At 67.2% G+C, this 11,242-nt stretch carries 13 protein-coding genes; 9 read left to right on the forward strand and 4 right to left on the reverse strand.

Features of this window, described 5'->3' with window-relative positions; translation table 11 throughout:
* Nucleotides 1-16 precede the first annotated feature (16 nt).
* The 5 genes from rplM to msrB all read left to right on the forward strand — a co-directional run bounded on the left by rplM (nucleotide 17) and on the right by msrB (nucleotide 3,163).
* The gene (rplM, locus tag VHS75_RS12255; RefSeq protein WP_329638913.1) at nucleotides 17-490 is read left to right on the forward strand and encodes a 50S ribosomal protein L13; all 474 of its coding nucleotides are present in this window, start codon (nucleotides 17-19) and stop codon (nucleotides 488-490) included.
* Nucleotides 491-492: 2 nt separating this feature from the next.
* Nucleotides 493-984, forward strand: a complete 492-nt coding sequence (gene rpsI, locus VHS75_RS12260; protein WP_329638901.1) for a 30S ribosomal protein S9 — start codon at nucleotides 493-495, stop codon at nucleotides 982-984.
* A 103-nt stretch (nucleotides 985-1,087) separates the two neighbouring features.
* Nucleotides 1,088-2,065 carry an N-acetyl-gamma-glutamyl-phosphate reductase gene (argC, locus tag VHS75_RS12265; protein ID WP_329638902.1) on the forward strand — a complete coding sequence of 326 codons (978 nt, stop codon included), beginning with the start codon at nucleotides 1,088-1,090 and terminating at the stop codon, nucleotides 2,063-2,065.
* Between the two features lie 36 nt (nucleotides 2,066-2,101).
* Nucleotides 2,102-2,587 (forward strand): hypothetical protein, encoded by a 486-nt coding sequence (locus VHS75_RS12270; protein ID WP_329638903.1) that lies wholly within the window; start codon nucleotides 2,102-2,104, stop codon nucleotides 2,585-2,587.
* 84 nt (nucleotides 2,588-2,671) lie between these two features.
* On the forward strand, nucleotides 2,672-3,163 hold the full coding sequence (gene msrB, locus VHS75_RS12275) for a peptide-methionine (R)-S-oxide reductase MsrB (RefSeq protein ID WP_329638904.1): 492 nt from the start codon (nucleotides 2,672-2,674) through the stop codon (nucleotides 3,161-3,163).
* A 10-nt stretch (nucleotides 3,164-3,173) separates the two neighbouring features.
* Here the strand turns inward: msrB and VHS75_RS12280 are convergent, their stop codons facing one another.
* The 4 genes from VHS75_RS12280 to phaC all read right to left on the reverse strand — a co-directional run bounded on the left by VHS75_RS12280 (nucleotide 3,174) and on the right by phaC (nucleotide 6,949).
* A complete protein-coding gene (locus VHS75_RS12280) occupies nucleotides 3,174-3,977 on the reverse strand; it encodes a GIN domain-containing protein (RefSeq protein ID WP_329638905.1) in 804 nt (267 codons plus the stop codon).
* Nucleotides 3,974-4,555, reverse strand: a complete 582-nt coding sequence (locus VHS75_RS12285) for a DUF1700 domain-containing protein (RefSeq protein ID WP_329638906.1) — start codon at nucleotides 4,553-4,555, stop codon at nucleotides 3,974-3,976. The genes VHS75_RS12280 and VHS75_RS12285 overlap by 4 nt, the downstream gene beginning before the upstream one ends.
* Entirely contained in the window at nucleotides 4,552-4,878 is a 327-nt protein-coding gene (locus VHS75_RS12290; protein ID WP_329638907.1) for a PadR family transcriptional regulator, read from the reverse strand. The genes VHS75_RS12285 and VHS75_RS12290 overlap by 4 nt, the downstream gene beginning before the upstream one ends.
* Nucleotides 4,879-4,969: 91 nt before the next feature.
* On the reverse strand, nucleotides 4,970-6,949 hold the full coding sequence (gene phaC / locus VHS75_RS12295) for a class I poly(R)-hydroxyalkanoic acid synthase (protein WP_329638908.1): 1,980 nt from the start codon (nucleotides 6,947-6,949) through the stop codon (nucleotides 4,970-4,972).
* A gap of 100 nt (nucleotides 6,950-7,049) precedes the next feature.
* On the opposite strand from phaC, the gene VHS75_RS12300 reads away from it, so the two are divergent.
* From VHS75_RS12300 to glpX, 4 genes are all read left to right on the forward strand, one after another.
* Nucleotides 7,050-7,469, forward strand: a complete 420-nt coding sequence (locus tag VHS75_RS12300; RefSeq protein WP_329638909.1) for a hypothetical protein — start codon at nucleotides 7,050-7,052, stop codon at nucleotides 7,467-7,469.
* 128 nt (nucleotides 7,470-7,597) lie between these two features.
* Nucleotides 7,598-8,818, forward strand: a complete 1,221-nt coding sequence (locus VHS75_RS12305) for an LL-diaminopimelate aminotransferase (RefSeq protein ID WP_329638910.1) — start codon at nucleotides 7,598-7,600, stop codon at nucleotides 8,816-8,818.
* Nucleotides 8,815-10,107 (forward strand): homoserine dehydrogenase, encoded by a 1,293-nt coding sequence (locus tag VHS75_RS12310; protein ID WP_329638911.1) that lies wholly within the window; start codon nucleotides 8,815-8,817, stop codon nucleotides 10,105-10,107. The genes VHS75_RS12305 and VHS75_RS12310 overlap by 4 nt, the downstream gene beginning before the upstream one ends.
* Before the next feature lie 39 nt (nucleotides 10,108-10,146).
* On the forward strand, nucleotides 10,147-11,100 hold the full coding sequence (gene glpX, locus VHS75_RS12315) for a class II fructose-bisphosphatase (protein ID WP_329638912.1): 954 nt from the start codon (nucleotides 10,147-10,149) through the stop codon (nucleotides 11,098-11,100).
* Nucleotides 11,101-11,242 lie beyond the last annotated feature (142 nt).

Raw genomic sequence — 11,242 nt, forward strand, 5'->3', positions numbered from 1 at the left:
TCCGGATGAGTTTCCCATGATGAAGACCACGGCTTCGCTGAAGCCCGCCGAGGTCGAGAAGAAGTGGATCGTGATCGACGCCGAGAACGCCGTGGTCGGCCGCCTCGCGACCTTCATCGCCAACCGTCTTCGCGGCAAGCATCGGCCCGACTACACCCCGAACGTCGACTGCGGTGACTTCGTCGTCGTCGTGAACGCCGACAAGGTGAAGTTCACCGGCAAGAAGCTGACCGACAAGATCTACTACTGGCACACCGGCCACCCCGGCGGCGTCAAGGAACGCACCGCCGGCGCGATCCTCAATGGCCGCTTCCCCGAGCGCGTGCTCGAGAAGGCCGTGGAGCGCATGCTGCCCAAGGAAAGCCCGCTGGCCCGCAAGCAGCTGACGCACCTGCGCATCTACAACGCGCCCGAGCATCCGCACGCCGCCCAGAACCCCGAGACCATCGCGTTCGCCGATCTGAACGCCAAGAACGTGCGGAGCGCCTGAGTATGTCGGAAGCCACCACGCCTGAAGCCGCCACCGGCTTCGACGCGCTCAAGGGCCTGGGCACCCAAGCCGAGGACGTCGTCGTCCACGAGCGCAAGGTCGACGCCCAGGGCCGCGCCTACGCGACCGGCAAGCGCAAGAACGCCATCGCCCGCGTCTGGATCCAGCCCGGCAAGGGCAAGATCACCATCAACGGCCGCGACCAGGAAATCTATTTCGCGCGTCCGGTGCTGCGGATGATGATCGCCCAGCCGATGGACCTCGCCGACCGCGCGGGCCAGTTCGACGTGATCGTCTCCGTGCAGGGTTCGGGCCTCTCCGGCCAGGCCGGCGCGATCCGTCACGGCATCTCCAAGGCCCTGACCTACTACGAGCCGGAGCTGCGCGGCGTGCTGAAGCCGCACGGCCTGCTCACCCGCGACAGCCGCGTGGTCGAGCGGAAGAAGTACGGCAAGGCCAAGGCCCGACGCAGCTTCCAGTTCTCGAAGCGCTAAGACTCAGCCCGGACATATCCGTGCTTGCGAGGGCGCTTCGGGAAACCGGAGCGCCCTTTCTCTTTGCCCAAACGCTTTTCGATCCCATCTGGAATCCAAGACCATGGCCCACACAATCTTCATCGATGGCGAAGCCGGCACCACGGGGCTGCAGATCCGCGAACGGCTGGCCGGCCGCAGCGATCTGGAGATCCTGTCGATCGATCCCGCGCGGCGGAAGGACCCGGCCGCCCGCGCCGAGCTGCTGAACGCCGCCCACGCGGTGGTGCTCTGCCTGCCGGACGCGGCGTCGCGCGAGGCGGTGTCGCTGGTGACGTCCAACAGCGTGCGCATCGTCGACGCCTCGACGGCCTATCGCGTCGATGCGGGCTGGACCTATGGATTCGCCGAGATGGCCAAGGATCAGCGCGCGGCGATCGCCGGCTCCCGGCGGGTCAGCAATCCGGGCTGCTATCCCACCGGATTCATCGGCCTGGTGCGGCCGCTGGTGGCCGCGGGCCTGATCCCGCCGGACTCCCCCCTGACCGTCAATGCGATCTCGGGCTATTCCGGCGGCGGCAGGGGGCTGATCGAGGAGTTCGAGGCGCCAGCGCCGGCGGGGACCAACGACGCTTTCCGCGTCTATGGGCTCAACCTGGCGCACAAGCACCTGCCGGAGATGAAGGTTCATGCCGGACTCAACCATCCGCCGGTATTTGCGCCGGCCGTCGGACGCTTCGCGCAGGGGATGATCGTCGAGGTCCCGCTGCAGCTTTGGGCTCTGCCCGGCAAGCCCAGTCCTGCCGACCTGCACGTGGCGTTACAGGCTCACTACGCTGGCGAACGCTTTGTCGAAGTGGCGAGCGGCCTCGAATGCGCCGAACTGCAGAAGACCCGCGCCGGAGCCGGCGGCTATGTCGCTGCCCTGGACCCGGAAGCGCTGAATGGCGCCAACCGCATGCGCCTCTACGTCTTCGGCAACGCCGACGGCAGTCAGGCGCGGCTGTTGGCGCAGCTCGACAACCTCGGCAAGGGCGCCTCGGGCGCCGCGGTGCAGAACCTCAACCTTATGCTGGGCCTGGACGAAGCAGCCGGGCTCTAGCTTGCGCTGAGACCTGGGAGCCGGTTAGCTCGCGCTATGAAGACGCTCCTGAGCCTCGGCCTGGCGGCGGCCGCTTTTATGGCGGCGCCTGCCGTCGCACAGACGCCGCCGGCGCCTCCGCCGGCGACGGCGGGTTATGTCGAGCTGCTCGACGGCCATTTCGGGGTCTTCAACACGGTCGACGGCAAGCCCGCCTTCAAGGAGGCGGACAAGGTGCCGAACAAGGCCGGTCAGCAATACGGCTGGTTGGTCAAGCTCAAGACCAACAAGTCCACAGTGCGTGTGCGCGAGGAGATCCGTCTGCCGGCTCCGACCAACACCTGGGGCGAAAAGGCGAAGCTTCCGCCGGGCATGACCGTCGCCGCCGACAATCGCTCGGCGGTGTTCGAGCGTGACGTGGCGCCGAGGGAGAACCTGATCTTCAACGTCTGGGCGGTGGCCGCCGGCGACCCGTCGGGCGACTACGTGATCCGCGTGACCATCGACGGCCAGCTGCGCCAGTTCAACTTCACGGTCGAGTAGGCCTGGGGCCGATCCATCGAACGTGACGTCCCTGAAACCGAAGAAGGCTTGTAACTTTCCGCCGTGGCGCCACGTAATCCAGGCATGAGCATCCAGCACCTCTCGCGCCGTGGGTTCCTGATGGCCACGGCGCTTGCCGCCGCCGCGCCGAGCCTGGCCCTGGCGGCGGAAGACCCTTACGCCAACTCGCCGTTCCGCAAGATCAACGATGCGGAGTGGCGGGTGCGCCTGCTGCCCGCCTCCTATGAGGTGCTGCGCCATGAGGACACTGAACGGCCGGGGTCGAGCCCGCTGCTCAACGAACACCGCAAGGGGACCTTCGCCTGTCTTGGCTGCGGCCTGCCGATCTTCAAGTCGGAGTGGAAGTACGAGAGCGGCACCGGCTGGCCCAGCTTCTACACGGCCATCCCCGGCGCTCTGATGAAGAAGACCGACTTGGCCATCGGCGTGCCGCGCACCGAGTACCACTGCGCCCAGTGCCTGGGTCACCAGGGCCACGTCTTCCCCGATGGGCCGAAGCCCACCGGCCTGCGCTACTGCAACAACGGCGTCGCGCTGAAGTTCATCCCCGCCTGAGTTCCTGCCCTCAGATTTTCTTGCCGCCCTTGGTTGGCGGAACGGCCGGCGCCGCGGGCGTGACCGGCGAGCCGTCCCGCTGATGGATGCTGCCGGAGCCGGAGACGTTGCTTTCCAGCTTCGACGGCCGGGTCAGCAGGGTGACGTCGCCCGAGCCCGAGATGTCGACAATGGCCGCGCCGGTGGGCGCCAGCGTCGCTTGGCCGGAGCCTTCGATGTTCACGTCGGCGTCGCTGAGCTTCAGGTCGGCCAGGTCGGTCTCGCTCGAGCCGGACATCGACAGCTGCAGGCCCTTAGCTTCGCCCTTGGCCGAGACCGTGGCGCTGCCGGAGATGTCGAGGTTGAGCTTGTCCTGCTTGTAGCCCTCGATGTTCAGCCGCCCGGACCCGCGCAGGTCGAAGTGGGTCACCGCCGGCGCGGTCATGACGATCGTCAGGTCGCCGCCGTGCCGGTAGTGGCCGTGGCCGAAGCGCAGGCGGCCGCCGTCGACCTCCAGGTTGTCCAGCGTGCGCTGCGGCCCGGTGACGGTGATCTTACCGTCACCCGGCGCCTGGGTGTAGGTGATCTGGGCCGGGACATCGACTTCCAGGGTGTCGCCGCCGGTCCAGGCCATCTCGCGGGTCGCCTGCGGTCCGGAATGGCTGTCTTTCTCCCAGCTGAAGTCGTCGTCGCCAGTCCAGTGCCCGCCGATGAAGCTGTGGTTCAGGATGGCGTCGGTGAAGAGGTCCGGGCCGGCGATGGCGACGGCGCTGGAGATGGTGACCACGGAGACCAGGAAGCCGGTTACGGCGATCATGACGAGCACGCGGATCATTGCAGGCCTCCGGAGACTTGCGGTTCAAGGGCCGGCTTGAGCAGCCGGTAGTGGAGACGGCCGTACCAGACCAGGGCATTGACCAGGCCAATGGTCACGATGGCCAGCACCGCGCCGAGCGAGGCCGCGCCGGCCATCAGGCCGATGCCGGCCAGGACCGCCGCGCCGGCGCCGCCGGGCAGGCCGCTGAAGGGCCCGGCCGCGAACACCACGCCGCCGGTGAAGAAGATGGCGATGACTGCCACCCCGACGCCGAAAATCGCGCCGCCGATGCCCATCAGGATCGGCAGCAGCACCAGGATGTCGAGGGCGCCCAGGCCGAGCACCGCGAAGATGGCCGAGGCGCCGGCCGAGGGGCTGCGCTCCTCTTCCCAACGGCGCAGGCCGATCTCGGCGCGCAGCTCGCGCGCCAGACGGCCCGGATCGCCAAGGCCCGAGGCCACGTCAGCCTCGCTTCGGCCGGCGGCGGCGCCTTCATTGAAATGGTTCTCGTAGTCCGCGACGATGTCGGCCTGGGCCGACGGCGGCAGGCCACGAAGGCCTTCCCGCAATCGGGCCATGAACGCCTGACGGGTCATTTCACCCCTCCAAGGATGGATTCAACTGCGCCGGAGAACGAGCTCCAGGCGGACTTCTGCGAGCTGAAACTCGCCTTTCCGGCCTCAGTCAGCCGGTAGTATTTGCGGGACGGGCCGGCCGGGCTCTCGACGAGATAGGTCTCGACGAGGCGGTCGGTCTGCAGCCGGCGCATCAGCGGATAGATCGTGCCTTCGCCCATCCCGATGGAATCAGAGAGCTGGCTGGCGATCTCGTAGGCGTAGCTGTCGTGCTTCGAAAGCAGGGCCAGAACACACAGTTCAAGCGCGCCTTTCTTCAGCTGGATCTCGATGGCTTCAGGCACGTCGGCGCCTCCTTGCGAGGTCAGAACCTATGGCAAGGTAGTGGGCGATGCAAGGTAGCTGGCATTAAACCTTAGTAACGTTGTGACGCGCCTAGCTCCGCACCTTCACATAGGTCCCAGGCGCGTCGCCGAGCGGTTTCAGCTTGCCCTTGGCGGGGTCGCGGGCGGGGACCTGGCCGCCGGAGCGGGCCTTCAGCCATTCGATCCAGTGCGGCCACCAGGAGCCGGGGGTTTCCTTGGCGGCGGCATGCCAGGCCGTGAGCGAGGCGGGCAGCTCTTCGTGGGTCCAGTACTGGTACTTGTGGGCGGCCGGCGCATTGATCACGCCGGCGATGTGGCCCGAGCCGGCCAGGGTGAAGGTCACCGGCCCGCCGAACAGCTTGGCGCCCTTGTAGACCGAGCGGGCGGGCGCGATGTGGTCCTCCTTCGAGGACTGCACATAGATCGGGGTCTTCACCTTGCCGAGGTCGAGCTTGACGTTGTCGAGGATCAGTTCGCCCTTCGCCAGCGCATTCTCGCCGTAGAATTTGCGCAGGTAGTACATGTGCAGCGTCTTCGGCATCCGGGTCTGGTCGGAGTTCCAGAACAACAGATCGAAGGGCTTGGGCTCCTTGCCCATCAGGTAGTTGTTGACGAAGAACGACCAGATCAGGTCGTTGGCCCTCAGCGCATTGAAGGTGTCGGCCATGGACTGGCCGGAGAGCACACCGCCGCCGGCGTCCATCTTCTGCTCCAGGTCCTTCAGCCAGTCCTCGTTGGTGAAGAGCAGGAGGTCGCCGGCTTCCGAGAAGTCCTGTTGCGCGGCGAAGAAGGTGGCCGAGGCGATGCGCTTGTCGCCCTTGGCCGCCATGTGGGCGAGGGTCGAGGAGAGCAGGGTTCCGCCGATGCAGTAGCCGACGGTGTTGACCCGATCGACGCCGCACTGGTCCATCGCCGCCTGCGTCCCGGCGTAGATGCCCTCGCGCATATAGTCCTCGAAGGTGCGGTCGGCGAGCTCGGCGGTGGGGTTCACCCAGGACGCCACGAAAACCGTGATCCCCTGGGCGGAAAGCCAGCGGATCATCGAGTTCTCAGGGCGCAGGTCGAGGATGTAGAACTTGTTGATCCACGGCGGGAAGATCACCAGCGGGATCTCGCAGACGCTCTCCGTCGTGGGAGAAAATTGCAGCAATTCTATGAGTTCATTGCGGAACACGACCTTGCCGGGCGCGGTCGCGACGTTCTCGCCGATCTTGAACATCTCGTAGTCGGTCTGGGCGATCGACAGCTGCCCGCCGCCGCGTTCCAAATCGGCGGCGAAGTTCTCCATGCCCTTCACTAGGCTCTCGCCGCCCGTCGTCATGACCTCGCGCAGCGCCGCTGGGTTGGAGGCCAGGAAATTCGACGGCGAGAAGGCGTCGGTGAGCATCTTCATGAAGAACTCGACCCGGCGCTTCACCATCGGGTCGACGTCGTCGACCTCGGCCACCAGGCTGTTCATCCAGTTGGCGGTGAGCAGGTAAGACTGCTTCATCACATCGAAGACTGGGTTCTCCGACCACTCCGGATCCAGGAAGCGTTTGTCGCCGCGGGCAGGATGGGCGACGGGGTCCGGCGCCTGGCCGCCCAGTCGTTGGGCCGTGGCCTGCCAGAGGTCGAGATAGCGCGCGAACAGATCGGCCTGGGCGCGCATCATCCGGTCCGGCTGGGCGGCCAGGCGGCCCATCACCTCGGTCAGCGCCGGCGCGACGTGGAACGGGTCTAGCGAGAGCGCTGCGGGGCGGTCGGCCTGGCGCAGGGCCATCTCGGCGATAGCGCCCTGGGCGGTCAGCGCCGCGCGGGCCAGGTTCATGGAGAGCTTTTCGACCACCGCGCGCTGGTCGGCGCTCATGGCGGCCATGTCGAAGCCCGGAGCCGGCGCCGCTTGCGCTGCGATGTGAGGCGACGCGTCGGGCGCCGAGGTCGGCGCCGCCTTGGCCTTGGCTTTCGCCTTGGCCTTCATCTTCGGCGCGAGCTTGGCCTGAGCGGCCTTCCCGGCGCCCGTGGCCTTGGGCGTCTTGCCGTCCTTCTTTTGCGAGGTTCGCCCGCTCATAAGATCGTCCTCCCGGCGGCGATGGCGCTTGCGCCCTTTCGCCTGTCTCGATCATCGCTTAAGACCGGATCGGAAAATGACGACGCGGTCGAGCCCTTTTGTGAACCTACGCCGCAGCGGTTTGGCTGCGGGCGTCGCCGGCTGCGCTCTGCTGTCGGGCTGCGTCCATCCGTTCAAGGATGCGATCGTCGATCCGCGCTCACCGGTCGCCGCCGAGGTGGTCAAGACTGTTCGGCCCGACGCGCCCTATCCGACCTTCGTGGATTTCCCGAAGAAGCCGACAGGCCTACGGCCGACCCGCCAGTATGGCCGCGACGCCGACCGGGTGAATGCGGACGCCGCCAAGCTGATCGCGGCCACCGCCGATTCGACCTGGACGCTCAAGGACACTGACGCCTTCGCGGCCCAGGCGCGGGCAGACGCCGGCCCGGTCCTGCCGCCGGTGCAGCCCGGCGACACCGAGGCCTTCGCCCGGGACCTCAAGGCGCGAGCTACACCGCCTCCGCCGGTCAAAAGATAGGACCCCGCGGAGGCTGAAAATTCATCGAACCATGGCTTGGCTGGCTCCCGCCCGGAGTCTATCCATGCCCGCCTTCACCTCCGAAGAGAGCCGCATTCGGGCATTTGAGCGGCTAAAAGACCTTCGACATGACCCCCGACTTCCACCGTATCCGTCGCCTCCCGCCCTACGTCCTTGAGGAGGTCAACCGCATCAAGGCGCGCCTGCGCGCCCAGGGTGTGGACATCATCGACTTCGGCATGGGCAATCCGGACATGCCGACGCCCAAGCACATCGTCGACAAACTGATCGAAACCGCCCGCGACCCAAAGGCCGGCCGCTATTCGGCCTCCAAGGGCATCGTGGGCTTGCGGCGCGCCATGGCCGGCTACTACGATCGCCGTTTCGGCGTGAAGCTGAACCCGGACACCGAGGTGATCGCCACGCTGGGGTCCAAGGAGGGCTTCGCGAACCTCGCCCAGGCTCTGACCGCGCCCGGCGACGTGATCGTCTGCCCCAACCCGGCCTATCCGATCCACGCCTACGGCTTCATCATGGCCGGCGGGGTGATCCGCCACGTCCCGGCCCTGAGCCCCGAGGACTATCTGTCCGGCGTGAGCCGGGCGGTGAAGCACTCGGCGCCGCCGCCGACCGTGCTGATCCTCAGCTATCCGTCGAACCCGACGGCGCAGTGTGTCGACCTGGACTTCTACAAGGAGGCCATCGCGCTCGCGAAAAAGCATGAGATGCTGGTGATCTCCGACATCGCCTATTCGGAGATCTACTTCGACGACAACCCGCCGCCGTCGGTGCTGCAGGTCGAGGGCGCCAAGGACATCGCCGTCGAGGTCAATTCTCTCTCGAAGACCTATGCGATGGCCGGTTGGCGCGTCGGCATGGTGGTGGGCAACGAGCGGATCTGCGCGGCGCTCGCGCGGGTGAAATCCTACCTCGACTACGGCGCCTACACCCCGATCCAGGTGGCTGCGGCCACGGCCCTGAACGGACCGCAGGACTGCGTCGATGAGATCCGGGCGATCTACAAATCCCGCCGCGATGTGCTGGTCGAGACCATGAAGCGCGCGGGCTGGGACATCCCGTCGCCCAGCGCCTCGATGTTCGCCTGGGCTCCGGTGCCGGAGCAGTTCAAGGAAGCCGGCTCGCTGCTGTTCTCCAAACTGCTGATCGAGGAGGCCGGCGTGGCCGTGGCCCCCGGCGTCGGCTTCGGCGAATATGGCGAGGGCTTCGTGCGCGTCGGCCTGGTCGAGAACGAGCACCGTATCCGCCAGGCGGCCCGCAACGTGAAGAAGTTCCTTAGCCAGTCCGACGACATCCTGGCCCGCGCCCACAACACCCTGGCGGCTCAATGACCGATCGAAAAACCTGGCGTGTCGGCGTCGCGGGCCTGGGCACCGTTGGTGCCGGCCTGCTGACCTTCCTGGCCGAGCGGCCCGACTTCGCGCCGGCGGGTGGCCGCGCCACTGTCACCGGCGTCTCGGCCCGTTCGCGCTCGCGGCCGCGGCCGTTCGACATCTCGGGCCTGCCCTGGTTCGACGATCCGGTGTCGCTGGCGACCTCGCCGGAGACCGACATCTTCGTCGAGTTGATCGGCGGCTCCGACGGGCCGGCCAAGGCCGCGGTCGAGGCCGCCCTGCGCGCCGGAAAACCCGTGGTCACCGCCAACAAGGCCCTGATCGCCGAGCATGGCGCGGAGCTGGCGGTCCTGGCGGAAGGGCAGGGCATGCCGCTGCTGTTCGAGGCCGCCGTTATGGGCGGCGTCCCGGCGGTGAAGATGGTCCGCGAGGCCCTGGTCGGCGACGATATCAAGTCGGTGGCCGGCATCCTCAACGGCACCTGCAACTACATCCTGACCGAGATGGAGGCCACGGGCCGCGACTTCGCCGAGGTCCTGGCCGAGGCCCAGCGCCTGGGCTACGCCGAGGCGGACCCGACCATGGACGTCGGCGGCTTTGACGCGGCCCACAAGATCTCCATCCTGGCCGCGCTCGCCTTCGGCTGCGCGCCCAACTACGCCGCCGCCGAGATCGAGGGCATCGAGAGCGTCGACCTTCTGGATATCAAGCTTGCGCGCGATCTGGGCTACCGGATCAAGCTAGTGGCCTCGGCCGACCGCTCGCCGGACGGGGTCCTGGTGCGGGTGCATCCGTCGCTGGCGCCGCTGGACCACCCGCTGGCCCAGGCCGGCGGGGCGCTGAATGCGCTCTTCATCGAAGGCGTTCGAACCGGGCGCATTTTCGTCCAGGGTCCCGGCGCGGGCGCAGGCCCCACGGCCGCCGCGGTGGCCGCCGACATCGCCGACGTCATGGCCGGCGCCGTGCGGCCAGTCTTCCAGGCCCCGGCGGGCAAGCTCTCTCCCTTCACTCCGGTGGATCCGTCCAAGAGCATCGGCCGCGCCTACCTGCGCCTGTCGGTGAAGGACGAGCCGGGCGTCATCGCCGCGGTCTCCGAGGCCCTGGCGGAGGCCGGCGTCTCGATCGAGAGCTTTCTGCAGAAGCCGGTGGAGAACGCCCAGGGCGTGCCCATCGTACTGACCACCCATGCGGTGGCCGAAAGCGTGTTGAAGGCCGCCATCGAACATATCGCCGGTCTGCCGGCTGTGCTCGACCGCCCGAGGCTGCTACGCATCGCCCGCATCTAATTCCTTCCACGAAAAGATTTGGCCGGAGACGCCACAGACATGAGTTCCGAAGTCCTCGACCGCAGCCTGGTGCTGGAAGCGGTCCGTGTCACCGAGATCGCGGCGATCGCCGCCTGGAAGATGGTCGGCCGCGGCGACGAGAAGGCCGCCGACCAGGCCGCCGTCGATGCCATGCGCACGGCGTTGAACGATCTCGACCTAGACGGCGAGATCGTCATCGGCGAGGGCGAGCGCGACGAGGCGCCGATGCTCTACATCGGCGAAAAGGTCGGCAAGGGCGGCAAGCACAAGATCGACATCGCGCTGGATCCGCTGGAGGGCACGACGCTCACCGCCAAGGCCATGGCCAATGCGCTGGCGGTGATGGCCTGGGCGCCCAAGGGCACCATGCTGAATGCGCCCGACACCTACATGGACAAGATCGCCTGCGGGCCGGGCTATCCGGCCGGTGTGATCGACCTGGACAAGTCGCCCGCCGACAACGTCAAGGCCCTGGCCAAGGCTAAGGGCGTGCCGGCCGAAGAGCTGACCGTCTGCGTCCTCGACCGCCCGCGCCATGCCGACATCATCGCGAGCCTCCGTTCGGTGGGCTGCCGCATCTACCTGATCACCGACGGCGATGTGGCCGGCGTGATGAACACCGCCGATCCCTCGACCGGCGTCGACCTCTATGTGGGCCAGGGCGGAGCGCCCGAGGGCGTGCTGGCCTGCGCGGCGCTGAAGTGCGTCGGCGGCCAGTTCCAGGGCCGGCTGGTATTCCGCAACGCCGACGAGCGCGGCCGCGCCGAGCGGCTCGGCATCACCGACCTCGACAAGAAGTACGACCTTGCCGAAATCGTGCGCGCCGACGCCATCTTCGCCGCCACCGGCGTCACCAAGGGCGCACTCCTCGATGGCGTCACCTACGAGAACGGCTTCGTCCACACCCACACGCTGGTCATGAACTCCTCGACCCGCACGGTTCGCGAAGTTCGGATGAAGCGGCCGGTATAAATAAATCAAGTAGATATACCGAACTCCTCGCGTTCTATATCAACTCGCGAGGCAGCCCGTCGATGTCGAAGAAAACGACTGCGTCCGTCCCTGACGCACCCTGCGGCTAAGTCGTAAGCGGCTGGCGACTCGCACCTCGCCG

The sequence above is a fragment of the Phenylobacterium sp. genome, assembly GCF_036264965.1.
Lineage (GTDB): Bacteria > Pseudomonadota > Alphaproteobacteria > Caulobacterales > Caulobacteraceae > Phenylobacterium.